Source organism: Polymorphospora sp. NPDC051019 (assembly GCF_040683055.1).
In the GTDB taxonomy this organism is placed as follows: Bacteria; Actinomycetota; Actinomycetes; order Mycobacteriales; family Micromonosporaceae; genus Polymorphospora; species Polymorphospora lycopeni.
Map to the genome: position 1 here is coordinate 6641 of NZ_JBFBCH010000021.1, position 22937 is coordinate 29577.

General features: G+C 68.2%; 22 protein-coding genes and 1 pseudogene. 9 read left to right on the forward strand and 14 right to left on the reverse strand.

Features of this window, described 5'->3' with window-relative positions:
• Window positions 1-1025: peptidoglycan DD-metalloendopeptidase family protein (locus AB0M79_RS28735; RefSeq protein ID WP_364219409.1), on the reverse strand; the 1025-nt coding region annotated here is incomplete at its 3' end.
• 571 nt (window positions 1026-1596) lie between these two features.
• Here AB0M79_RS28735 and AB0M79_RS28740 point away from each other — a divergent pair.
• A complete protein-coding gene (locus AB0M79_RS28740; RefSeq protein ID WP_364219412.1) occupies window positions 1597-2793 on the forward strand; it encodes a peptidoglycan DD-metalloendopeptidase family protein in 1197 nt (398 codons plus the stop codon).
• On the opposite strand, the gene AB0M79_RS28745 is transcribed toward AB0M79_RS28740, so the two are convergent.
• Window positions 2748-3149, reverse strand: coding sequence for an SRPBCC domain-containing protein (locus AB0M79_RS28745; RefSeq protein ID WP_364219415.1), 402 nt, complete (start codon window positions 3147-3149; stop codon window positions 2748-2750). The two genes, AB0M79_RS28740 and AB0M79_RS28745, sit on opposite strands and share 46 nt — an antisense overlap.
• Window positions 3150-3469: 320 nt before the next feature.
• On the opposite strand from AB0M79_RS28745, the gene AB0M79_RS28750 reads away from it, so the two are divergent.
• On the forward strand, window positions 3470-4054 hold the full coding sequence (locus AB0M79_RS28750; protein ID WP_364219418.1) for a hypothetical protein: 585 nt from the start codon (window positions 3470-3472) through the stop codon (window positions 4052-4054).
• Here AB0M79_RS28750 and AB0M79_RS28755 read toward each other — a convergent pair.
• From AB0M79_RS28755 to AB0M79_RS28800, 10 genes are all read right to left on the reverse strand, one after another.
• On the reverse strand, window positions 4023-5543 hold the full coding sequence (locus AB0M79_RS28755) for a HAMP domain-containing sensor histidine kinase (protein WP_364219421.1): 1521 nt from the start codon (window positions 5541-5543) through the stop codon (window positions 4023-4025). The genes AB0M79_RS28750 and AB0M79_RS28755 overlap by 32 nt on opposite strands.
• Before the next feature lie 356 nt (window positions 5544-5899).
• Complete coding sequence (locus AB0M79_RS28760) at window positions 5900-6025, reverse strand: hypothetical protein (RefSeq protein ID WP_364219424.1); 126 nt, start codon at window positions 6023-6025, stop codon at window positions 5900-5902.
• A gap of 88 nt (window positions 6026-6113) precedes the next feature.
• Window positions 6114-6689, reverse strand: coding sequence for a hypothetical protein (locus tag AB0M79_RS28765; RefSeq protein ID WP_364219427.1), 576 nt, complete (start codon window positions 6687-6689; stop codon window positions 6114-6116).
• Window positions 6676-7158 (reverse strand): SRPBCC family protein, encoded by a 483-nt coding sequence (locus AB0M79_RS28770; RefSeq protein ID WP_364219430.1) that lies wholly within the window; start codon window positions 7156-7158, stop codon window positions 6676-6678. The genes AB0M79_RS28765 and AB0M79_RS28770 overlap by 14 nt, the downstream gene beginning before the upstream one ends.
• A 148-nt stretch (window positions 7159-7306) precedes the next feature.
• Window positions 7307-7951 (reverse strand): SRPBCC domain-containing protein, encoded by a 645-nt coding sequence (locus AB0M79_RS28775; RefSeq protein WP_364219432.1) that lies wholly within the window; start codon window positions 7949-7951, stop codon window positions 7307-7309.
• Window position 7952: 1 nt separating this feature from the next.
• Window positions 7953-8360, reverse strand: coding sequence for a metalloregulator ArsR/SmtB family transcription factor (locus tag AB0M79_RS28780; RefSeq protein ID WP_364219435.1), 408 nt, complete (start codon window positions 8358-8360; stop codon window positions 7953-7955).
• A gap of 433 nt (window positions 8361-8793) precedes the next feature.
• Window positions 8794-9042 carry a hypothetical protein gene (locus tag AB0M79_RS28785; protein WP_364219438.1) on the reverse strand — a complete coding sequence of 83 codons (249 nt, stop codon included), beginning with the start codon at window positions 9040-9042 and terminating at the stop codon, window positions 8794-8796.
• Window positions 9043-10032: 990 nt separating this feature from the next.
• Entirely contained in the window at window positions 10033-10674 is a 642-nt protein-coding gene (locus tag AB0M79_RS28790) for a TetR family transcriptional regulator (protein WP_364219441.1), read from the reverse strand.
• Between the two features lie 12 nt (window positions 10675-10686).
• A complete protein-coding gene (locus tag AB0M79_RS28795; RefSeq protein ID WP_364219444.1) occupies window positions 10687-12213 on the reverse strand; it encodes an MFS transporter in 1527 nt (508 codons plus the stop codon).
• A gap of 468 nt (window positions 12214-12681) precedes the next feature.
• Window positions 12682-13341 carry a class I SAM-dependent methyltransferase gene (locus tag AB0M79_RS28800; protein WP_364219447.1) on the reverse strand — a complete coding sequence of 220 codons (660 nt, stop codon included), beginning with the start codon at window positions 13339-13341 and terminating at the stop codon, window positions 12682-12684.
• A gap of 274 nt (window positions 13342-13615) precedes the next feature.
• On the opposite strand from AB0M79_RS28800, the gene AB0M79_RS28805 reads away from it, so the two are divergent.
• On the forward strand, window positions 13616-13993 hold the full coding sequence (locus AB0M79_RS28805) for a VOC family protein (RefSeq protein ID WP_364219450.1): 378 nt from the start codon (window positions 13616-13618) through the stop codon (window positions 13991-13993).
• A gap of 65 nt (window positions 13994-14058) precedes the next feature.
• Window positions 14059-14223, forward strand: a pseudogene (locus AB0M79_RS28810) (IS630 family transposase); the annotation flags it as partial.
• Window positions 14224-14225: 2 nt separating this feature from the next.
• Here the strand turns inward: AB0M79_RS28810 and AB0M79_RS28815 are convergent.
• Both AB0M79_RS28815 and AB0M79_RS28820 read right to left on the reverse strand, forming a co-directional pair.
• On the reverse strand, window positions 14226-14441 hold the full coding sequence (locus tag AB0M79_RS28815) for a hypothetical protein (RefSeq protein WP_364219761.1): 216 nt from the start codon (window positions 14439-14441) through the stop codon (window positions 14226-14228).
• 191 nt (window positions 14442-14632) lie between these two features.
• Complete coding sequence (locus AB0M79_RS28820) at window positions 14633-15367, reverse strand: uridine kinase (protein WP_364219453.1); 735 nt, start codon at window positions 15365-15367, stop codon at window positions 14633-14635.
• Window positions 15368-15933: 566 nt separating this feature from the next.
• Here AB0M79_RS28820 and AB0M79_RS28825 point away from each other — a divergent pair.
• From AB0M79_RS28825 to AB0M79_RS28845, 5 genes are all read left to right on the forward strand, one after another.
• Window positions 15934-16539 carry a class I SAM-dependent methyltransferase gene (locus AB0M79_RS28825; RefSeq protein WP_364219456.1) on the forward strand — a complete coding sequence of 202 codons (606 nt, stop codon included), beginning with the start codon at window positions 15934-15936 and terminating at the stop codon, window positions 16537-16539.
• A gap of 693 nt (window positions 16540-17232) precedes the next feature.
• Window positions 17233-18174: an ABC transporter permease gene (locus tag AB0M79_RS28830; protein WP_364219459.1), complete on the forward strand. Its 942-nt coding sequence runs from the start codon at window positions 17233-17235 to the stop codon at window positions 18172-18174.
• On the forward strand, window positions 18171-20198 hold the full coding sequence (locus AB0M79_RS28835; RefSeq protein WP_364219462.1) for a dipeptide/oligopeptide/nickel ABC transporter permease/ATP-binding protein: 2028 nt from the start codon (window positions 18171-18173) through the stop codon (window positions 20196-20198). Before AB0M79_RS28830 ends, AB0M79_RS28835 begins: the two co-directional genes overlap by 4 nt.
• The gene (locus AB0M79_RS28840) at window positions 20195-21250 is read left to right on the forward strand and encodes an oligopeptide/dipeptide ABC transporter ATP-binding protein (RefSeq protein WP_364219465.1); all 1056 of its coding nucleotides are present in this window, start codon (window positions 20195-20197) and stop codon (window positions 21248-21250) included. Before AB0M79_RS28835 ends, AB0M79_RS28840 begins: the two co-directional genes overlap by 4 nt.
• Window positions 21251-21336: 86 nt before the next feature.
• Entirely contained in the window at window positions 21337-22911 is a 1575-nt protein-coding gene (locus tag AB0M79_RS28845) for an ABC transporter substrate-binding protein (protein WP_364219468.1), read from the forward strand.
• The last annotated feature ends 26 nt before the right edge of the window (window positions 22912-22937 follow it).

The following is a 22937-nucleotide window of genomic DNA, read 5'->3' on the forward strand; positions in this document are numbered from 1 at the left end:
CTGTGTGGGTAGTACCAGAGGTTTCCATTCGCGTCGACGCCGAGGATGTCGGCGGCGCCGTCACCGCTCCAGTCCGCGGCCATCACGTGCTTGAAGCTGGACCAGCCGTGTCCGATCTTGACTGGGGTGGCGAGGCCGGCGCCGCTGTGTGGGTAGTACCAGAGGTTTCCATTCGCGTCGACGCCGAGGATGTCGGCGGCGCCGTCACCGCTCCAGTCCGCGGCCATCACGTGCTTGAAGGTCGACCAGCCGTGCCCGATCTGGGTGGGGCTGGAGAGCTTGTAGTTGTTGTTCGGGTAGTACAACAGCCTCCCGGACGAGTCGACGCCCAAGATGTCGGCGGCGCCGTCACCGCTCCAATCGGCAGCCATCACGTGCTTGAAGGTCGACCAGCCGTGTCCGATCTTGACCGGGGTGGCGAGGCCGGCGCCGCTGTGCGGGTAGTACCAGAGATTTCCACTCGCATCGACACCCAGGACATCGGCGGCACCGTCACCGCTGAAGTCGGACACTCGCTCACCGTCGGCCCCCGGTAGGCCGGTGGACAGGCGGTTCTGGCTCACCGGTCTGGTACCGGTGGGATAGTTGGTGCCGACCTCCACCGTATTGGGGATTTCGCGGCTGACCTGGGAGTCGCAGTAGACAACATTCCAGTGCAGATGGGGCCCGGTCACGTTTCCAGTGGCGCCGGAAGTGCCGATCTGCTGCCCCTGGGCCACCCTATTCCCTTTGCCGACAGTGGTGCCGCTGAGATGGGCATACTGAGAGCAGCGATTGTTGCCGTGGTCGATTAGCGCGATGATACCGCCGCCGGCGCTCCATCCCGCATAGTGGATGATGCCGGCCGCCGAGGCTACGATCGGGGTTCCTTGCGGCATGGCGAAGTCAACGGCATGCCGGTTGTAGGCGTCATTGTGGGAGAAACCGCTCCCCGGGGTCTGGGTAATGGTGTACGCGTGTCCAGCCCGGTAAGGCAGCTTGAACGGTGCGCCACTGCCGGCATGCGCAGACTGCTGAGAAGTCATGACTCCGAGCCCGGCGACAAGCACAGCCAGGCTCGCTGCGATATGGCGACGCAAAGTGACCTCCATGTTCGTGGTGGAGTGGAGGGTCGAACTTGTGTATGTACGCCCTTGTGGGACGGACTGTCGGGCGCGACCTGGCCAGAGAATGTCCCAACGAGACCGAGACTGTCAAGAACGCCAATGCCCTTCCGCGTATCGATCTGCCGTCCCGACACGGGACGTCCACGATGGGCGACTGCACTTCGCCGCTTTGGAGCCGGGGGAGTGCCCCGGGTTTGGTTGACTCGCGGGGGTTGAGTGGTTCAGGGCGCCGGGCAGGTGCCTGACCTGAAGCTGGATCGGGGTGCCCTCGATGACGGGCGGGTCACCGTCGTGGTCGATCCAGCTGGTGCGGCGGCTCGGGCGGGGTGGAGTCGTCCCGGGTTGTGGTGCCGTGGCGGCTGGTGTCGGTGGTGAGGGCGCGCGAAATATACCTTCACCGCTGACGGTCAGCATGTAGACAATATTCGTCGACCTGTCTATCGTCAGCAGAACCTAGCGATGCCCTTCGATTCGAGAGAGGTCGTCAATGGTGCACATCAGACGATGGACCGGCGTCGCCGCAGCACTGCTGGCGGCGGAACTCCTGGTCGCGGGCACCGCCGCGCACGCCACCGCGTCGCACCCGGTGCGGATGAGCGTCGAGGACGCCGTGACCGCCAAGCTGCGCGGGCAGGTCGAGGCCGAGGCGGCGAAGCACGCCGGCAGCTCCGTGGCAGAGCACGCCGAAAGCTCCGAGACCCGCGTGACCGTTACCCGCAAGAACAGCCAGTGGGCCTTCGGTACGGCCGTGGCCGTCACTTCCCACGAGAAGGACATCCACCCGACCGGCGCGGTCTTCATCGCCCGTGCCGAGGCCGGGACGTGGCGGGTGAACTTCGACGGCGAAGCCGGGTTCAGTGAGCTGGCCGCCGAGTCGCCCCTGGTGAACAAGCAGGAGAAGGCGGTCTTCACGAGCACCCCGACCACCATGCAGGCAGGCGGCGACTACCGGACCGGGATGGCCCTGCCGTTCGCCGTCGGCCAGACGTGGACGCTGACCAGCGGCCCGCACGGCTGGGGCGGCTACGAGACGCCGTACAGCTCGATCGACCTGGCCGGCGGCGACCAGGTGGTCCGCGCGGCGCGGGCCGGCACGGCGTACACGATGTGTACGGGGTGGATCCGAGTGATCCACGACCGGGGCTACTCCACCGACTACTACCACCTGTGGAGCAGCATCTCGGTCAACGGCGCCGCCGTCGGCCAGGGTGCCTACCTGGGCTACACGGGCACCGACGTCACCTGCGGCGGTGCGGCGTCCGGCCGGCACGTCCACTTCGGGCTGCGGCAGAACAGCGCGTACGTGGGCATCGCCGGCCACGGCATCGGCAAGTGGGCGTTCGAGAACGGCGCCTCCGCCTACCAGGGCGGCGCCCGGCACGGCTCGACCTGGAGAGGCGCCGGCGGTGCGGTCTACAACTACGGGGCGTTGGGCTTCAACCAGGCGGTCGTCGACGCCAACGGCGGGGGCACGGTGAACAAGCGGTCCGGGCCCGGCACCGGCTATGCCGTTCGGGGAACGGTGGGCGACGGCGCCACGGTCACCGTCTCCTGCTCCGCCAACGGCACCTCGCACGCCGGCCGGTACGGCACCACCAGCCTCTGGAACCGGCTGAGTGACGGCACCTGGGTGACCGACGCCTACCTGTGGACCGGGGTGAACGGCCCGATCAACGGCTGGTGCTGACGGGCACCCCGTGGCGCGTCGGCGTCCTCCTCCTCAATGGTCATTGTTGAGCGCGACGGAGCCAGCCCATGCTGTTTCGGACCCTGGTGGAGGTAGGCAACCCGTTTGTCCACCTCCACCTCCACCTCCTCGAAGAGGTACGCGTTCTCGTATCGGGCTCCGTTCGGGCCGTGCATCACCACGTCGAATCGGCCCCCATCTCGCAGATCGAGTTCGCGTACCGTGCTCGTGAAGCCATCGGGTCCCCACCAGTTCGCGATCGCATCCGAGTCGACCCAGGCTGACCAGATCTGTTGGGGCGATGCGGCCAACACCCTCGTGACTTCAAGGTCGGGCGCAATCGGATCGTCCGTCATTCGTGGATGGTACGTATCCCCGAGTTCGAGCTCAGGCGGTGTCCAGACGGCGCCTCTGGTCTTTCCAGCCTTCGGCATGTCGGGGGTAATCAATCCGTTGCCAGCGGGGGAGCGTTGGTGCCGGCTATGGATCAGGCGGCCCGCTGCCGGGCATGCGGTCGGGGTTCGGCGTCGTCGCGTCGGCCGGTCGCGGGCGGGGCGGAGGCTGCGACGGTTGCCGCGCACCCGCACGTCTCAGGCGCTGGCGGGTTCTTGCCTGCTCGCCTCTACAAGATCCGGGGCGGTTCACACGAAACGGGCCCGCCTCTACTGTGGATGGGGTGAGCGATTGGACCGAGGTGTTTGGTTGGCTGGTGATCATCGGGGTGGTGCTGCTGGTTGCCAAGCTGGTGTTCGACGACTCCGAGGCCAAGCCGGCCGACTCGGAGGCCAAGCCGTCCGTGACCGGACCGCGGTGGGAATGGCGGGTGAAGGCGGCACGCCACGTCCTGAAGTATTGCCTCACCAGGGCCGAAGAGGGGGAGAAGCATTACCAGGAGGCTGAGACGCGCCTTGCCACCGGTCGGGGGGCCACCGCGCACATGGAGATCGAAAAGGCCTGTATCTACGGGCACTGGCGGGCGCTGCTGCACTTGTCCGTGATCCGCGCCATCGAGAGGAAGTCCGACGAGGCGATGAAGGCGCTCGACAAGGCCGTCGTGACGGCGAACCCCGCCGGGATCGAGCCCGATGACTTCCGGCCCAAGATGGTCGGGATGGCCCTGGTCTGGTTGGAGGTCCGCCCGTGGTCGGCCAAGTCGTGGGAGGAGTCCGTAGGCCGGAAACACCCTGGGCTGACCGGCTCACAGTTGCGCGCCAAAACCGTCGAAGCAATCATCGAGACGATCCCGCCCTTGAAGCCGTGACCGTCCGGGGCGGGTCGTCGACCGAAGGCGCGAGCGGCAGCCGTACCCGGAAGGTGGCTCCTCCTCCCGGCGTCTCGACCACCTCGACGCTGCCCTGATGTGCGGCGACCAGGGCGGCGACGATAGCGAGGCCCAGGCCCGCACCGGTGGCGCCGTCCGTCCGCCGGGTCCGGGCCGCATCCGCGCGGTAGAACCGCTCGAAGACCCGCTCAGCCTGCTCCGGCGAGAGACCTGGACCGGTGTCCGCGACCTCCACGACGGCCAGGTCACCCGTTTCCCGTCGCAGCCGGAGGGTGACGGTTGCCCCGGAGGGCGTGTGGGTGACCGCGTTGGTCATCAGGTTCCCGAGGATCTGCCGCAGCCGGGCGTCGTCGCCGTACACCACCAGCGGGCCGGCACCCTGTGCCACTTCCAGCCCGATCGCCCGTTCGGGCGCGACCGCGGCAGCGGCTTGCACCGCGTCGGCCGCCAGCAACGGCAGTTCGACCGGTGCCAGTGTCAGCGGCCGTTCCTTGTCCAGGCGGGCAAGGAGTAGCAGGTCCTCGACGAGAAGACCCATCCGGGACGCTTCATCCTCGATCCGTCGGACCAGCCGGGTGGTGTCCTCCGGCGAGCCGACGGCACCCTGCCTGTACAACTCGGCGAAGCCGCGGATCGTGGTCAGCGGAGTACGTAGTTCGTGCGATGCGTCCGCCACGAACTGCCGCATTCGCTCCTCCGAGCGCCGGGCCGCGGCTTCCGAGACCGCCTGCGCGGTGAACGCGGCCTCGATCTGGGCAAGCATTGCGTTGAGTGCCTGGGACAGCCGTCCCAACTCGCTGCGTGGCTCCGGCACGCCGGGCTCCGGGTCCGGTACCCGCTTGGTCAGATCGCCGGCGGCGATCGCCGCGGCGGTCCGCTCGATCTCCACCAGCGGCCGAAGACTGGTAGCTACGATCGCTGCCCCTATCGAGGCGAGCAGCAGCAGGACCATGCAACCGACCAGTACGTCGATCAAGATCAGCTGCCGGACGGCCTGGTCGACGCCGGCCAGGCTCTGCCCCACGACGAGCAACTGCTGATCGTTGATCTGTCCGACGGTGACCCGCCAACGCAGGTGGTTGCCGGCCGCGTGGACCGTCGAGATCTTGTTGACCCTCTGCTCGTACCAACTGAGGCTGGTCGGCCAGTTCGGGAGGTCCGTGGCGGCGAAACGCTGATCCGTGACCGTCCGCCCCACGCCTGCCTGTTTGTCGATGAGTACGGCGACGTAGTCGGTCGGCAGGCCGGCGGTTTGATTGATGGGGACCTGACCGGTCGCCTTCACCCGGTTGACGAACCCGCCCAGTCCCGCGTCAATCTGATCAACCAGATAGCGGTGCAGGAAGAAGGAACTGCTCGCGCCGATCACCACCAGGGCGGCGGTGACCAGGGCCAGGACCGCGGCGACCAGCTTGACCCGCAGGGGAATGCCGCGGACCCGACCCTTGAGCGGCAAGTGGACGATCATGCCGCCGGCTTACCCGGGAGCAGTTCGAGAATGTTGGGACTGTCCCTACAGGCGAGCGGAACCTCGCTCCCAACACATGGGATCATTCGGTGACTATCGCAGCAGAAGCTGAATATCTTATGGTCGTCCTCTGAGAGGATGCCGAGAGGAAAAACGCATCGGCGAGGATCCGGATGTCGCGTGCAGACATGCCGGCCACGGTTCGGGCGGCAATCGGCGATGTGGGTGGGCGGGCGGCGTCGACCTCGAGGATGAGCTGGTCTGGATGGGCATCGGTCGCGGGCATCGTCGTGCGTCGAACCCGTGGTCGGCGACCGGTGCCCGGAATCGCGGACACCGGTGCGCCCACCGCGAGGTCACCGGCGGGTGACGGTGGCCTGCGGCGCGACCGCGATCATGTGCGCCGCGAATCGGGCCGAGGCGGCCTGGCTCGCCGCCGGAGCACCGATCCGATCGGTGGCCAGCGCGGTCACGTCCACCACCCGGGAACCGCCCTGCCAGGCGCCGGCCGTGGCACCGAGACCGAAGTGCAGGGTGTGTTCCGGCTGGGCGAGGGTCAGGGTGGCCAGGTCACCGGCGAACAGACAGAGCAGGGTGCTTGGCGACAGCAGTCTGGGCGGCAGCGGGTCCAGCTTGCCGCCGCGCGCGCCCTCGGCGTTGATCCGCAGGTCCGGTCAGCCGGCGACGGCGTGCGACCGGAGCAGGAATCCGCTCGGAGTCGGGCCACCGGACGGCGACAGCACCTGGCGGGTCCACGGTGCCAGACCGTCGAGGCCGAGCAGGTCCGCGGCGAGGGTGGCGTTCCATCCGGCGGTCGGCGGGGGTGACCCGGCCGATGCTCAGCGCCCCGTCGAGCAGGGCGGCGAGCCATCCTTCGTAGAGCGAGAAGAACCGCAGCGACTCGACCGGCGTCATGCTCTCCTCGGGCACCAGGTAGTTGAACGGCACCCCGTCCAGCAGTGCGAGGTCGTCGAGGAAGCTGGTGACGTGGGTGGGCAGGGCCGGCAGCGTGGTGTCCCCGCTCTTGCGGCGCTGTGCGCGCAGCCGCTTCCACCGGTACAACGCCGCCGCGAACGGCTTGCTCTGCAGCGCGAGGAGCCGGCCGAGCTGCCAGGCAGGTGCTCGATGATGATCACGCGCGGACATCCTTGCCCTGTTCGGCGAACGCCTTGAAATCCTGCATGTGCTGCTGCGACTGTTTGTGGAAGGCGCCGGGCATGAGAAGCCCCATCAGCCGCATCGGCAGGCTGCTGAACCGGTATTCGCTCTCGCTCTCCCAGAGCGTCGTCTCCGGATCGGCTTCGGTCAGCCGATCGCGCACGACGCTCCACATGCCCGCGCCGACGGTCTCGCGGTCGAAGTGAACGACGCTCTCCTTCGGGATCCCGTGCAGGTCTGCCGGCTCCCGGCGGGTGATCGTCTCGATGCACTCCATCTTCTGCTTCCCCGACTGCAGCACGACCCGCGACGTGGTACCGAGCTGCCCGTGTATCCCGTTCACCGGCTCGTGCAGCACCATGCCCCGCAGCCACTTCGGTAGGTGTGCCGGGTCGGCGAGCAGTTGAGCCACGCGCTCCCGCGGCAGGGCGATTTCGATCGAGTTGGTGTATTTCATCGCGCAATCTTTCTAGGTGTGGGACCACATGCTGTTGTGCTGCTCGTCCTGCTCCTCGACGGAGAGGCCTGACGCCCGTCTCGCGATCGACGATTCTCGTCAGGGGGCGAGCGCCATGGATGCCGGTCAGCCCACCGCAGCGGGGATGTCAGGTCGGGTCGGGTGCGTAGAACTTCGTGGTGGCCTCCACCGCGGCCGCGACGTGCTCCGGTTCGCCACCGGCGGCCAGGTGAGCCTCGCCCCAGGCCGCGGCGCTGCGCCGGATGAACTCGCGCCCTTCGGGCGACTTCTGGACCCCCTCGTGGTCGGCGGTCTCGCCACCGGCCAACAGCCGGGCAAGGGCGAGGAGAGCCAGGTCCCAACCAACGCCGCCGGCACCGGGGCCGTAAGTCGGGAAGAGGGGCTCCTCGACGACCGCCGCGTGGATCAGCTCGAACTCGGTGTCGCCGGTCGGGCCCGCGGCAAGGCGCACTTCCACCTCGCTCGTGCCGGGCCAAGCGTCCGCGTCCGGCCCGTAGAGCCAGGACACCTTGAGCAGGCGCGGCGGCTCGCACCGCAGGATCTCGCCGTGCTCACCACCGTCCAACTCGAACTTCCCGCCAGGCCGCAGATCCCCGGTGACCGGCCTCAACCACCGACGCAGCCGCTCGGGGCTGGTGACGGCGTCCCAGACGTCGTCGATCTGCGCGTTGTATCGCCGCCGCACCTCGATGGTGTACGCGTCGCCCGCGGGCACGCTGCCCTTGCCCATTGCCCGCTGCGCGGCGGCCAGTTCGTCCAATACGTCTTTCATGTCATGTTCCCTTCGCTGATGAATCTGGCTCGTCCGCATCGGTGCCGGACCCGGCCGGTCGGGTGGGCTCCCCACCAGCCGGAGTCCGAGCAGCACGCCTGCCCCGGGCCAGCTCGGTTCCCAGAGCGTCGAGGCGCTGTTCCCACAACCGGCGAAACCGGTCCAACCACGCGTCGACCTCGCGCAGCGGCGCGGGCTCGACGGCGTAGAACCGGCGAGCGCCCTCGGCCCGCACCGACGTGAACCCGCTGTCACGCAACACGCGCAGATGCTGTGAGACAGCCGGCTGCGAGAGTCCGAACTCGGCCCGGACCACGTCCGTGATCGCGCCAGAGGTCAGCTCACCGTCGGCGAGCAGCTCCAGAATGCGCCGGCGTACCGGGTCGCCGAGGATGTCGAACGCGTGCACGATCATGGATCGTACCGGCCTTCACTTATATAAGCCAGTGCTGGCATCCGGGCGTCATGTTCGGCTTGGGTAGAAGCCATCGAGGCTGGGCGGAACACCCGTGGTGTCGTCGCCCGTCGACATCTGGTACCCCTCATCGATGCTGGTTTCGAACGAGCCCGACATCCGGTGTCAGGTGAGACCGGCATACAGTCAGACGTGTACGGGGCGGCGCTGGCGTACCGCGTTCCATGGGCGAGCGGCGTGGTGGCGGGATGCCATGCCGATGCCAGTTATGGGCATGGCAGCGGATGGCGCGATCCAGGCGGCGGCGATGGTTGCTCCTCCTGCGCGGTGGTGGTGAGGTTCTCCCTCGAGCCGGCGTGGACGGCAGGGAAGATCAGTCCGACGCCGACACCTTGCAGGAGTTCGGCGGTGAGCATGGTCGGCAGGTTCAGGTACTCCGGGTCAGGTGGCGGGAGACGAACTCGCGCCACCGGCCGACAGCCGTGGGCCTGGTATCGGTGTGTCCGCCGGGATAGCCGGCCAGTTCCTTGTCCGGCGAGCCGAGCAGGTCGAACAGCGCCAGCTGGCCGTCTCTGGGGAAGATCTCGTCGTGCCACCGCACATGGAAGAGCACCGGGGCAGTGACCTGTCGGGCGTCGGCGGCGACGCGCTGCGGGGCGTCCAGGCCCTCGTGCACGCCGGGGGCTGCCGAAGCCCGAACTTGCCGAAGACCACGCACCGCAGCCTGTCGCCCATGGCCGCCGCCAGGGGCAGACCGAACCGTGTCCCCATGGACATCCCGAGATATCCGACGTTGCTGATGTCGGCGAGACCCACGGCAGCAAGCGCGTTCACGGTCGCCAGCCAGTCGTCGGTCATCCGGTCGAGGACAATCTCGATCCCCTCCCGGACGATCCTGGCCTGATACTCCGCGGGCGCCAACGGAACCGGGAAGCGATCACCGTGACAGGGGCCGTCGATCGCGACCGCCGCGAAACCGGAACGCGCCGCGAACCAGCAGGCAAGGTCGACGATCCGCTGGCTTCTCTTGTGCCCGCTACCGCCATGCCCCAGCAGGATCAGCGGACGTGGCGAACCGGCCAAGGGCGGCATCCACAAAACTCCTGGTACGGCGCCCGATGGTCGGTGTAGGACGAACTGCCGCTCGACGACATCGTCCGCGTTCACACACTGCTTGATCCACTCGATTGGCTCGGACACGACGTCATCCGACCAGCGGCGTGGCCGAACGTCGCCGGGCGACGCTGGTGGTGCCATCCTCACGTTTTCCGTTTTACGGCCTCGGGTGCAACGTCGCTTGGACGCCGTTTGGTCGTCGGGCGCGGGCAGCGGACGCACGCGGGAACCTCAGCGGCGCTGAGGTCGCCAGAAGTTAATCGATGCTCGGTGGCCCGTGTGACGGGGTGTTCTACCAGTTGCCGTTCTTCTGGTGAGATGACGAGTCGGACCGGCGAGCGGCGTCGGCTCCTCGAACAGTCCATCACCGTCGACCTCTCAACGAGCACCTACACCTTCAGGCAGCCCAAGCCCTGACCGCAGCCGGCCAGGACACCGCCGCTGCCGACCTGCTCGACAGCAACCGGCACCGGCTCATGGGACTTTGGCCTGTCGCGGGACGACTTGCCGTCCCCGCACCTCGAACCTAACCGCGTGAACGGGGAAACTGTCAGTCCTGCCGGTGGCCCGGCATTCGTGTCCCGGCGGAGTCTGCTGGTGCTGCCGTCCGGTGCTGACCCACGAGCTTCCACGCTGTGGGGTCGTGGGTGAGCGCGATGAGTTGGTGTTTGAGTCGCTGGTGGGCGGCGGTGTGGATGCTGCCTCCCCAGATCGGTGTGTAGCTGGCGCCGTCGGCGGCGGCGACGACCAGGGTGACGAGATCCGCGGGGAGGCCGTCGGCGTCCAGTTCGGCCTGCCACCGTCGGGCGTCGTCATGGGCGAGGGCGGCGACCTCGGGGCTGGTGATGAGGTGGGCGGTGAGGGTGAGGCTTTCGCGGATGGTGTGCTCGTCGTCCGTCGGGTCCAGGCAGGCGTGGATGTAGGCGCGGGTGAGCCGTCCGGCGGTCTGGTCGTCGGGGGACAGGGCGGCGTGGACCGCTTTGCGGAAGGCGTCAAGCAGGTCGGTTGCCAGGGCGAGGATGAGTTCGTCCTTGCTGGCGAAGTGGTAGATGAGGCCGCCTTTGGACACGCCGGCCTCGCGGGCGATGTCGTCCAGGGTCGCGGTGATGCCGCGGTTGCGGATCACGGTGGCGGCCGCGTCGAGCAGGATGCGACGGGTCTGTTCGGGTGGGCGTCCGGCTTTGCGGGGCATCGTTGCTGCTTCCTAGTGACTCGTGGACGTAGTGGGGTCGCCGTCTGCCGGTTGTTTCGGCGACGGGATGGTGCGCCAGGCGACGATTGCGGCCAGTGCCGTGATGACGCCCGCGATCACGGAGGTGGTCTGCGTGGCGTGGACGAACGCCTCCTGCGCGGCGTGGGCGAGGGCTGACCCGGGGTCGAGGACGTTCATTGCCGAGGCCAGGGAGTCCTCCACTGCGCTGCGGGTGGCTGTCGGGAGATCGTCGGGAACGGTCAGGTCCGCGCGGTAGACGAGGGTCACGATCGAGCCGAGGATAGCGATACCCAGCGCGACGCCCAGTTCGTAGGCGGTCTCGGAGATCGATGCCGCCGATCCGGCCTTGCGGGGTGGGACGGCCGACACCACTGCGTCGGTGCTCAACGTCATCGCCAGGCCGACGCCCAACCCGACCGGAACCAGGGCGAGCCCGAGCCAGAGGTAGTTGTCGGCGCCCTCGGCCAGCGCCATCAGGACCAGTCCGACGGAGGCCAGGGCCTGGCCGAGGGCGATGGCCCGCCCCCGGCCGAGTCGGGACATGGCGATTCCGACGAGGCCGACGACGACGATCGAGGCGATCGTGGCGGGCATCTCGGCCAGTCCGGCGAGCAGTGGACCGAGACCGCGGGCCAGTTGGAGGTACTGGGAGAAGAAGAACAACAGCCCGGTCAACGCGAAGATCGAGATGAAGTTCGCCAGCACGGACCCGCTGAACGCCGGGTTGCGGAACAGGGCCACGTCGATCATCGGCACGGGCAGCCGTCGCTGCCGGCGTACGAAGAGCGTTCCGGCGGCCAAGCCGACCGTGAGGCATACGGCGGTGACGGTGTCGAACCCGGAGCCGATGGCGTGTTTGACCGCGTACACCAAGGGCACGATCGCCGCCATCGACAGGCCGGCGGACAGTGGGTCGAAGCGTCCGGGAGCGGGATCGCGTGATTCGGGGAGCAGGAAGGCGCCAGCGGCCAGGAGCACGATCATGATCGGCACGTTGATCAGGAACACCGAGCCCCACCAGAACCGCTCCAGGAGCACACCGCCGACCAGTGGCCCGAGCGCGATGCCGCCGGCCGAGGCGGCCGACCAGACCGCGATCGCCCGGGTGCGCTCGGCCTGGTCGGTGAACATGTTGCGGATGATCGACAGGGTCGAGGGCATGATCGTTGCCCCGGCGACGCCCAGCAGCAGGCGGGCCGCGATCAGTGCCTCCGCCGTCGGGGCGAACGCGGCCAGTAGCGACGCCAGGCCGAACGCCGTGGTTCCGGCCAGCAGCAGCCTTTTGCGGCCGATCCGGTCGGCCAACGTACCCATCGTGACCAGCAGGCCGGCCAGTGCCAGGGAGTAGATGTCGCCGATCCACAGCACCTGGGCGGCCGTGGGGGTCAGGTCACGGGTGAGCGACGGCACGGCCAGGTACAGCACCGTCCCGTCGATCGCCAGCAGCAGGACAGCCCCGACCAGCACGGCGAGTGCTGCCCAGCGGCGCCTCGGCGCAGCCTCCAGCGGTGTCGTCATAAGCAAAACTTAACCGACCAGTCGGTGCAGTTTCTAGCGGAGGGTGCTGCCGATCACTGCGGCCGGGACTTGGTCCAGCGACGGGGCGTACCATCTGAGTTGTGCGGGTTCGTCACCGGTTGTCGCGGATGGGAGTGCCGCGATGAATCGCACTTGCCCTCGGCCACGTCGACGCCCGGACCGCCGGCCCGGTGCTGGCCGACGCCGCTGTCAGGGTCGTACCCACGATCCGGGTGGCCGCCGCTCGGGCGGATCCGTTGCGGATCGCGGCGCCGAACGCGATCGCCTCGGCCCAACGCACGGGCTGTCGGGGGGCGCAGCCCGACCCATTCGGCGTCGGTGCGGAACGGACACCCGACTTCCCTGTCAACTTCCAGGGCGCCGTATCGGCCGATCGCCGCCCGTTACCCACAGGCGAGGGGCAGCCAGGTCAACCCGGGCATGACCACGCCGCACAGAGGTTTGCGACTACGTACTCCTGGGGTCGGTCCTGCGGACCAGCATGTACCCGTATGGGGGCTCCGCCTCTTCGGCTGGGATGCTGCCCTGGAAGACCAGGGCGAAACCGGCGGTGGCGAAGCGGTCCTCCATTTCACGGGCGGAGAGCCAGTACCGGTCGAAGTCGATGCCAAAGCTCTCGACGCGGCTGCCTGGAGCGTTACGGTGCAAGGTGCCGTCGCCGTGCTTGAAGGCCGTCACCAGGTATCCGCCCGGCTTGACGACTCGGCCGAGCTCGGTGAACGCACGTTCCCTGGCGTCCGGCGCAAGATAGATCAACGAGAACCAGCACACCACCCCGGCCAGCGACGCGTCCTCGAATGGCAGCTCGCGCAGGTCGGCGACCTCGTATGCGAAGCCTGGGTGCTGTCGCCGGGCTACTTCGACCATATTGGGCGACAGATCCACGCCACGAGGCGACAGACCCCGGCTTGCGAGGTAAGGAAGAAGCCGTCCGGTGCCGCAGCCCACGTCGGCGACCTCCGCGCCCACGACCAAGGTCATCTCAGCGAACAGGTCGAGCATGGCCCGCTCGACCGGCATGCTCTCCAGCACCCCGACCAGGTTCTCCGCATACCACTCCGAAAGCACGTCGTGCGCGTCCCGCAGTTCCTCGGTCCTGGCGTCCATACCCCGTTGCCTTCCCGTCGAGACCGTTGTGACGGCGAATCTATCCCTCGTCGGGTTACGGGCTGCGATCAGAGTCAGGTACTCCAAATGCCCAGGGCCAGGTTGACTGGCGGCCACGGTTACCCGGCGATCAGCGGTTCAGCGCCCGCTCCCGCGCTGCTCGAACTGAGTCAACGTGGGAGTGGGGTTACGCCCGGACCGCGGCCAACAGCGGACGTACGACGGTCAACAGCGCCGGCACGTCACTGCGGAATCCGGCGGTGCGCCAACCGCTATGGTCGATACCCTGGCCGGCATGGCCATCGCTCGCTTGCCCCTCATCGCCATCGACTGTCCCGATCCTGGTGCGCTCGCCAGGTTCTACGGCGCGATGCTGGATTGGAAGGTCGACGTCTCTGTCGACCGGGCTTCGGTCTGCCCTGAGGACGGCCAGTGCATCGCATTCCATCGGGTTGCTGATTACACGCCGCCGACGTGGCCGACCCGGGAGCGACCCAAGCAGATGCACCTCGACATGCTCGTTGATGACCTCGATGCCGCCGAGGCGGCGGTGACCGATCTCGGTGCAACCAAACACCCGGACCAGCCCGGTACGTCCTACCGGGTCTTCCTGGACCCTGCAGGTCATCCCTTCTGCCTTTGTCTGGAATGATCCAGATCGGAGCCATCGGCGCGGCGTTCGCGCTCATCGGCAAGCCAGATCCCGACGCATGCGGACCCCAAACAGTGCGACGGTGATCGCCCGCCACGACCGTGAGGGCCTGGCCGGGCTACCCGACCGGCCCCGACCCGGCTCGCCCCGTCTTGGACCGCATCCGGACCCTGCTGACCAGGCGGAAGGAATGGGCCACCCTACGGCTCTGGTGCGCCCTGGCTCGGCCGCCTCAACTGCTTGCAGCCGGGCCTCTTCCCAGTAGTAGCGCAACGTCCGCCGCGAGTTCGACGGTTGCGTCGATCTCGGCCTTGCGAATTGACACGCTCTCCACATTGAACCCATAGGGCATATTGAGTTCAAGCCGGGAAACCACAAGGTAGATCCGGACTTCGGCTCGTCGATTTCCGGACCTACATTGCGAGTTGGCGGTCAGCGCCGGGGTCATCCGCAACCTTCAGCCGGACGCGACAGCCTCCAACGATTCCTTCGCCGGCTGCACCAAGACCCTCACCGACCCGTGGCTCTGCGTAGCCATCGTCGACCGGCCCACGATCGACGGCAACATCATCGAAACCGGAACCGACTCCTACCGCCTGGCGCACACGTGCTCGCGCCGAGCCGCACGGCTGACACGCCTCACCCGGCACGCCGGTCGCGCAGCAGGCGCGGCTGGTCGAACAGAGCGTTGTCGACGATCACGTCGACCAGCCGCAGTGGATCCACCTCGGTCAGATACAGCCGTTCAGCCACGAGATAGCGATCCCGGTGCACCGCCTCGGCCTGAGCGCCAGCCCAGTCCTGGTCACGGTGGGTGCCCCGACGCACGGAGGTGTCCTCGTCGACATCCAGCCAGATCCGATAGTCCCAGAAGTCGTTGATCTGCGGGCGGAACGCGAAGACACCATCAACAATCAGCACCGTGTCCGCTGTCGCGACAGCGACAACGTCACGATGTTCGATCTGCGTCAGCGGATCGATGCTGCACAGCACGCAGTCGCCAGACCCGTCGGGGCCCGCTGGTTGCAGCAACAGCGACACCACCGCGTCGTAGTCGAAGGCATTGCGGTAATAGCCCTCACCGGACTCGCGGTCATACAGTTGCCGGTCACGCCACGGCCTCTTGAAGTCGTCCAGACTTGCCCGCAGCACCGGCCGGCCTCGCGCGCTGATCTGCTGCGCCAACTCGTGACCGAAGCTGGTCTTGCCCGCGGCGGTCAACCCGTCGATGCCAACCCGCAACCGTCTGTCGCCACACGCCAACACTCGGTCAGCGACCTCCGCCAGCACCGCCGAACGCTGCTGCGATGCCCGAGGCGGCAGTGGCTGCTGCCACGTCGACACCGACATCTGCACCGCGGCCCGACCATCCATGACCCGGAACCTATCGCAGTCGACCGGCACGGATCATCAGCGCTGAGAGACGGGCCCACCAATCACGCTGCCCGAACCGACGACCATCTGGTGTCCGGTGTCGCGACCCGAGTCACTGACCGGCGGCGAGGTCTACGGCGCCGCCCGGCCTACGCGCCGACCTGGAGGACTGCAGGATCGGCTACGTCCAGGCGGTCGGCTGTGGCCGGCGCGTGCGCGTCAACGATGGCCGTACCCTGATCGGCGCCGGCGAGCTCGCCGAGCGGACCGGGACCGCCGAGTGGCAGGTACACAGTTGCGGGCGGGGAGAAAGGATCCGTGACCACCTGTGGACGTGGGTCCCACCCCCCGGGCCAGACTGGCCCTTGCACGCGGCGATGAAGGCTGGTGGTCAGCGTGGGGCAGAGGCCCAGGTCCCGGCGGCGGGCACACCGTCACTCACCAACCGGCCATATCCGGAGAGTGCTCACAGCGCCGGCGGCTGGTTGGGTAGTGGGTGTTGCTGGCGGGTGGAGCGTCGGCGGCTCGATCGGCACCACCGGTGTAGGGCCGGATACGGTGATCCCATGGGCAGACCGACCCGCTGGAGCACCGATACCGGCCCCGATCACTCCCGGTGGTACGTCGACCGGTTCCGTCAACTGGCCGCCGAGGGCGCCGACCTGGGCGGTGAAGCTCGGCTGCTCGACGCCATGGTCGCTCCCGGGTCACGGATCCTCGACGCGGGCTGTGGCACCGGGCGGGTCGGTGCCACGCTGGCCGCCCGGGGGCACACCGTGCTGGGTGTGGACGCCGACCCGGTGCTGATCGATGCGGCTCGCGCCGACCATCCCGGACCGCGCTGGCTGGTCGCCGACCTGGCCACGCTGGACCTGCCGGCGTCCGGGATCGCCGAACCGTTCGACGCGGCGGTGGTGGCCGGCAACGTGATGGCCTTTGTCGCGCCGGGCACCGAACGCGACGTGCTGACCAGGATCGCCGCCCACCTGCGGCCGGACGGAATCGTGGTGGTCGGCTTCGGCGCCGACCGGGGATACGCGTTGGCCGCTTTCGACGCCGACATCGAGGCTTCGGGTCTGCGCCGGGAACACCGCTTCGCGACCTGGGACCTGCGCCCCTGGCATCCGGGCGCGGATTTCGCGGTCACCGTTCTCCGCCTGCCGGCGGAGTGAACCAGGACACTGGGCCGCTGAGCGGCAGCCGGCAACTGTCCCAAGCCGGCCACTTCGACGAACCTTGCCGGGGTCCTGGGGAGTCTAGAAGGGTGTTTCCCAGGGGGACCATTCGCATGTGGGATCGGCCGAGCATCCGGCGGAGATCAACCTGCTGTTTTACGGCATCACGGTCCTGCCCAACGTGTGCACCGACGCGGATCCCGAGGCGCCCCGGATCCTGACCGAACGGGTCTTCCCGCAGCGGCCGACGTTCGCTCCGTCGACGAACGGGTCGCCCAGCCCTGACCCGGTCCGACACTGGCCAGGCTATACCGATCGGTACATACGACCGTTCCGCCCGTAGGGATGTCGTTGTGGTCGATCTCGGGTCCCGCCGCGTCCGACGAAGCGCCCGCGTCCCGCCGTGCCGGCCCGGACCCGCTGGGTCGCCCGGTAGCTCGATCTCGCTCTTTGTACTGCTCGTCGTTCTCGTCCTGATGAATCCCACGGGTCGGATCCGGGCTGTCCGGGCGCTGGGGTGAGGGTGGTTCCGCTGCGTGTCCGCTGCGTTGCCCGCTGCTCTCCGGGGTCTGCCTCCCGGCGTGATCTTTCCCTCGTTCTTGACTGACTGGACGGTACAATGCACGATGTCTGAGTTCAGACATGCTGCCGTAACAAGCTTGTTACTGCGCAGGCCGGTGAGGGGGCTCGATGCGCAACGTGGTGATCAGGTTGCTCACGATGATCCCGCTCGTGCTGCTCGTGGTCAGCGGTACGTTCTTCCTGTCGCTGGCCTCGAACGTCGATCCGGCTGAGATCATTCTTGGCGGCAACGCGACACAGGAACAGATCGACGCGCTTCGGCAGCAGCTCGGGCTCGACCGGCCGGCCCTCGAGCAGTACTGGACCTGGCTCAGCGGCCTGCTGCAGGGTGATCTGGGAACCTCGCTGTACACCGGTGCCTCGGTGACGGACCTCTTTCTCGCCGCGCTCCCGGTCACGCTGTCGCTGACCGCCGGCGGACTCGTCGTCGGTGTCGTGCTCGGCGTCGGAGCCGGGCTGTTCGCCTCGGTCGTCGCGGGTACCCGACTCGACCGAGGCGTCATCCTCCTGTCCACCATGGGGCAGGCCGCGCCGAGCTTCTTCGTCGGGATGCTGATCATCTACTTCCTGGCGCTGCAGCTCGGCTGGTTCCCCGCCACCGGCTACGTCTCGCCGGCGGACAGCTTCGGCGGCTGGCTGCACTCCCTCGCCCTGCCGTCGATCGCACTAGGAGTCGGCGTCGCGGCGGCGCTGTCGCGGCAGGCCCGGTCGAGCATGATCACCGCGTTGCAGCAGGACTACACCCGTACGGCGTTGAGTAAGGGGCACTCCCGGCGGCGGGTGGTGCTCAAACACGCCGGACGCAACGCGGCCTCGCCCGTGGTCACGTCCATATCGTTCCAGGTCGCCCAGCTACTCGGCGGTGCGATCGTCGTGGAGCGGCTCTTCGCACTGCCGGGGCTCGGCTCGCTCACGATCGACGCCGTGCTGCGGTACGACCCGAACATCATCCAGGCGGTCGTGCTGTTCGCGGTCGTCGTCATTGTCCTGGTCAACCTTCTCGTCGACGTGTCCTATGTCTGGCTCAACCCGAAGGTGCGGACAACATGAGCGAATCAGCCTCCGACGTTCCGCGCCTGCCGGCCGCCGATGTCGCCGCCAAGGGGAGTGTCAGGTCCAGCCGGTTCCTCGGCCGGCTGCTCCGGCAGCGGTCGTTGCTGATCTGGGGCACGGTGGTCGGGATCATCGCGCTGAGCGCGGTCCTCGCACCGCTGCTGTCCCCGTTCGATCCGGACACCGGTGTTCTGGCGGACAGCTTCGCGCCACCGTCCACCGAACACTGGCTCGGTGCCGACCGGTACGGACGGGACGTGCTGACCCGTGTCCTGTACGGCGGGCAGGTCGCGCTGCTGGCTGCCGTGCAGGCCGTCGCCATCGCTCTCGGCATCGGCGTTCCGGCCGGACTGGCGATCGGATACGCGGGCGGCTGGCTCGACCGGATCCTCATGCGCCTGGTGGACGGCGTGATGTCGGTTCCGTTCCTCGTGCTCGCCATCGCCGTGATCGCGGCCCTGGGTCCGGGACTGCACAACGCGATGGCGGTCGTCGGCATCGTCTACGCGATGTCCGTACTCCGGCTCGTTCGCGGCGAGGTCCTCTCCGCGAAGGAGGAGCTCTACGTCGACGGGCTCAAGGTCTCCGGTGCCGGCGGCCCCCGGATCCTGTTCCGGCACATTCTCAACAACATCGCCCCGCCGATCATCGTGCAGGCGACGCTCATGTTCGCCACCGCCATCGTCGCCGAGGCGACCCTGTCCTACCTCGGCCTCGGCGTCACCCAGCCGACCGCGAGCTGGGGCTCGATGCTCTCCGAGGCACAGGCGACGATCCGCCAGAACTTCTTCCTGGCCGTGCCGCCCGGCATCGCGATCTTCATAACGGTCCTCGGCATCAACCAGGTCGGGGAAGGGCTGCGGGACCTGTTCAGCCGCGAGATCACCGTCGGACGGCTCGGACTCAACGTGGTTCGCAAGACGCGACCGACGGCCTCGGAACGGGAGATCTTCGCCGGCGAGCCCGACCAGCCATCCGCGCTGGAGGTGCGGGATCTCAGCGTCTCGTTTCCCCAGGCGGGCGGCCAGCGCGTCCAGGTCGTCCAGAACGTCGATCTTCGGCTGCGGCGCGGGGAACTGCTCTGCCTGGTCGGGGAGTCGGGAAGTGGGAAGAGTGTCACCGCCATGTCGATGCTCGGACTGGTCTCGCACCCCGGTGTCGTCACCGCGTCCAGCGTCCGGCTGGGTGACGAGGAGATCAGCGGCCTGGACTTCAAGGCCATGCGGTCGATCCGGGGCAACCGGATCGGCGTGGTGTTCCAGGATCCACTCGCCAGCCTGAACCCGACGTTCACCGTGGGTAACCAGATGTGCGAGGCGATCATGGAACATCGTGACGTCCCGCGACGCGAGGCGCGACGGCTCACCATCGACCTCTTCGAACGGGTCGGTATCCCGAACCCCGAGCTGCGACTCGACGACTACCCGTTCCAGTTCTCCGGCGGCATGGCGCAGCGGGTCATGATCGCCATGGCGCTCTCCTGCGATCCGGAGGTCCTCGTCGCCGACGAGCCCACCACCGCCCTCGACGTCACCGTGCAGAAGCAGATCCTCGACCTGCTCGTGGGGCTTCGTGACGAGCGGGGCCTGTCGATCCTGCTCATCACGCACGATCTCGGTGTGGTGGCCGAGGTGGGGGACACCGTCGCCACCATGTACGCCGGGCAGATAGTCGAGTCCGGCCCGGTGGCCGAGGTGTTCGCCCAACCGCGTCATCCGTACACCCAGGGCCTGCTCGACTCGATACCCAGGAACGTCGCCCCGGCGGGGGCACTGCCGTCGATCCGGGGAACGGTTCCCCAGCCGATCGACTGGCCGGTGGGCTGTCGCTTCGCCGACCGCTGCGACTTCGCCACCGATGCCTGCCGGCGGTCCCCGGTCCCGCTGGCACCCACCGTGGACCCTGGGCACAGCACCCGGTGCGTTCGCGTCGACGAGTTGCGGTTGACCGGGATCGGCGATGAGCAGTCGCAGGTCGTGGCGGTTCTCTCGCGGGCCTCCGGGCGGGACGGTGTGGCATGACCGGCAAGCGACAGCCACCCACGGACGACGTGCTCGAGGTCGACGATCTGTGGATCGAGTTTCGTGGCGGCCGCAAGCGTGCCTGGGGCCCCAGATCGGTCGTCCGTGCCGTCTCCGGTGCGAGCCTTCGGCTGGGGCGGGGGCGCACGCTCGGGCTCGTCGGCGAGTCGGGGTCGGGGAAGACGACGATCGGCCGGGCCGTGCTCCGGCTGAACGCGCCGACCCGGGGCTCCATCACCGCGGCGGGCTTCCGGGTCGACCAGTTCCGGGGTGCTCCACCCGCCCGGTACCGCAGGGCGGTGCAGGCGGTGTTCCAGGACCCGCTGGGGTCGCTCGACCCTCTGATGGAGGTGCAGCAGATCCTTGCGGAGCCGCTGCGGATCCACTTCGACCTCGAATCGGGAAAGCGCCGGGCGCGGGTACGTGAACTGCTGGAGATGGTCGGGCTGAGCACCGCACACCTCAGCCGCTACCCGTACGAGCTGTCCGGCGGCCAGCGGCAACGTGTCGCTATCGCCAAGGCGCTCGCGGTGGATCCGCAACTGATCGTGCTCGACGAACCGGTGAGCGCGCTCGACGTCTCGGTCCAGAGCCAGATCATCAACCTGCTCGACGGCATCCAGCGGGACCGCGGCATCTCCTATCTGTTCATCGCCCACGACCTGGCCGTGGTTCGCCACGCCAGTCACGACGTCGCGGTGATGTACCGCGGCCGCATCATGGAGAGCGGCCCGGCCGACCGGGTCTGCGGGACACCACGGCACCCGTACACCCGGCTCCTCTTCGACGCCGTGCCCAACCCGGTGCCCCGCTCCATGCGCGGTCCCCGCCGGGCCAACCAGTTCGATCTCCCGTTGCCCGACATCGGCGTCGAACCGACGCCGGCCGGGTGCCCGTTCATCACCCGGTGCCCGTTGCGTGGTCCCGAATGCGCAACGGGCTTCCCGGAGCCGACGCCCGTCCCGGGGGGCGGCGAGCTGGCCTGTTTCGCCGCCGAGCGAGTGCTGCAGGCTGCCGCGACCCCCGACCTTCCGAGGAAGGACGCCACATGAAGCCGACAGTTGAGTCACTGACCGGATCGCGAGGAAGCAGCCGACGACGAGGCGTTCGAACGGGCGTCAGAACAGCGGCGGCCGTCGTGGGACTGAGCCTCGTCCTGGCCGCGTGCAGCGGCACCGGCAACTCGGGCAACGACGTCGACGAGTCGATTCTCGAGCACACGAGCACCGAGGCACTCGCCGCGATGGTCAGGACCGACGGCGCGCCCGGCGAACCGACCGGCACCCTGCGGATCGGCTCCTGGATCTCCAACGGCTCGTTCGACCCCGTCGCGATCACCGTCATCCAGGGGCAGAACCTGCATCCCGCCTACGACCCGCTCTTCCAGATCAACGACAAGTACGAGCCGCTGCCGTGGCTCGTGGCGAGCTGGGAGGAACCGACCGCGACCAGCGCCCGACTCACGCTGCGCGAAGACGTGGTCTTCCACGACGGCACCCCGTTCAACGCCGAGGCGGTCAAGGTCAACCTGGAACGGGCGGCGGCGACCACCACCAGCCCGAACGCCAACATGTACGCGTCGATCGAGTCGGTGACCGTCGAGAGCGAGTTCGTGGCGCTGGTCGAGTTCGAGCGCCCGTACCCGGACTTCTACTACAACATGGCGACCCCGGCCGGCATGATGGTCAGCCCCGCCGCCATCGCCCAGGGCAGGGACCTGTCCCGGGAACCGGCCGGGTCCGGCGGCTGGCGCTGGAAGGGCGACGAGTTCGCCGAGGGCTCCAAGCAGGTCTACACCGCGAACCCCGGCTACTGGAATCCCGACGCGGTCAAGGTGTCCAGGGTCGAGATCAACATCTACACCGATCCGGCCGCCCGGCTGAACGCCTACACCAGCGGGCAGATCGACATGATGACGTACGTTCCCGACGCGAACAAGGCGCTCGTCGAAACCTCGGGATCACGGGTCTTCTCCGATCTGTCCATCGCGACGACCGTCGTCATCATGGACCGCGAGGGCACCGTGGTGCCGGCGTTCGGCGACCCGCGGGTGCGGCAGGCTATCGGGCTGCTGATCGACCGGGACGGCTTCAACGTCGCGGTACTGGGTCGCAGCGGATACCCCGCCGGCGGCTTCTCGTCCCCGACCACGCCCTGGTACGACGAGGCGCTCAACCAGCGCGCCCTGGACATCGAGCAGGCCAAACAGTTGCTCACCGAGGCCGGTTATCCCGACGGCTTCAGCTTCCAGTTCCCGAGCACGACCTCGATCGCCCCGGCGGTCGTCGCCGTGCAGCAGATGCTGGCGGCCGGCGGGATCACGATGAACATCGTCGACCTCCCCCCGTCGGAGTACACGGCCGCCCAGCGCAAGGGCGAGTATCCGGCGTCGTACCTCATCCCGACCGCCGTCGACATCGACCAGTGGTGGACCCGCACCGTCTCCAACAACGGACCGCTCAACCCCTTCAAGCTGACCGACCTGGAGGACCTGGAGAAGCGGTACGTCGACTCCCTCGCCCTGCCGACGGCGGAACGCTCCCCGATCCTCAAGGAACTGCAGGCCGAGGTGATCAACCGGGGTGTCATCTTCCCGCTGAGCCTGCGGTCGCGCATCGCCGCCGCCAAGGAGCAGGTGGTGGCGGCCCAGCAACCGGTCCTCGCCCCGGAGGACTGGGCGCTGCGCCCGCACTACCTGTGGCTGACGCAGTAGCCGCACCAGCGTCACGACCCGAGGGC

Excerpts from the sequence above, each read along its gene's own strand:
- AB0M79_RS28745 (WP_364219415.1), bottom strand. The coding sequence starts at position 3,149 with ATGACGGACGATCCGATTGCGCCCGACCTTGAAGTCACGAGGGTGTTG.
- AB0M79_RS28755 (WP_364219421.1), bottom strand. The coding sequence starts at position 5,543 with ATGATCGTCCACTTGCCGCTCAAGGGTCGGGTCCGCGGCATTCCCCTG.
- AB0M79_RS28765 (WP_364219427.1), bottom strand. The coding sequence starts at position 6,689 with ATGTCCGCGCGTGATCATCATCGAGCACCTGCCTGGCAGCTCGGCCGG.
- AB0M79_RS28770 (WP_364219430.1), bottom strand. The coding sequence starts at position 7,158 with ATGAAATACACCAACTCGATCGAAATCGCCCTGCCGCGGGAGCGCGTG.
- AB0M79_RS28775 (WP_364219432.1), bottom strand. The coding sequence starts at position 7,951 with ATGAAAGACGTATTGGACGAACTGGCCGCCGCGCAGCGGGCAATGGGC.
- AB0M79_RS28790 (WP_364219441.1), bottom strand. The coding sequence starts at position 10,674 with ATGCCCCGCAAAGCCGGACGCCCACCCGAACAGACCCGTCGCATCCTG.
- AB0M79_RS28795 (WP_364219444.1), bottom strand. The coding sequence starts at position 12,213 with ATGACGACACCGCTGGAGGCTGCGCCGAGGCGCCGCTGGGCAGCACTC.
- AB0M79_RS28800 (WP_364219447.1), bottom strand. The coding sequence starts at position 13,341 with ATGGACGCCAGGACCGAGGAACTGCGGGACGCGCACGACGTGCTTTCG.
- AB0M79_RS28805 (WP_364219450.1), top strand. The coding sequence starts at position 13,616 with ATGGTCGATACCCTGGCCGGCATGGCCATCGCTCGCTTGCCCCTCATC.
- AB0M79_RS28815 (WP_364219761.1), bottom strand. The coding sequence starts at position 14,441 with ATGACCCCGGCGCTGACCGCCAACTCGCAATGTAGGTCCGGAAATCGA.
- AB0M79_RS28820 (WP_364219453.1), bottom strand. The coding sequence starts at position 15,367 with ATGGATGGTCGGGCCGCGGTGCAGATGTCGGTGTCGACGTGGCAGCAG.
- AB0M79_RS28825 (WP_364219456.1), top strand. The coding sequence starts at position 15,934 with ATGGGCAGACCGACCCGCTGGAGCACCGATACCGGCCCCGATCACTCC.
- AB0M79_RS28830 (WP_364219459.1), top strand. The coding sequence starts at position 17,233 with ATGCGCAACGTGGTGATCAGGTTGCTCACGATGATCCCGCTCGTGCTG.
- AB0M79_RS28835 (WP_364219462.1), top strand. The coding sequence starts at position 18,171 with ATGAGCGAATCAGCCTCCGACGTTCCGCGCCTGCCGGCCGCCGATGTC.
- AB0M79_RS28840 (WP_364219465.1), top strand. The coding sequence starts at position 20,195 with ATGACCGGCAAGCGACAGCCACCCACGGACGACGTGCTCGAGGTCGAC.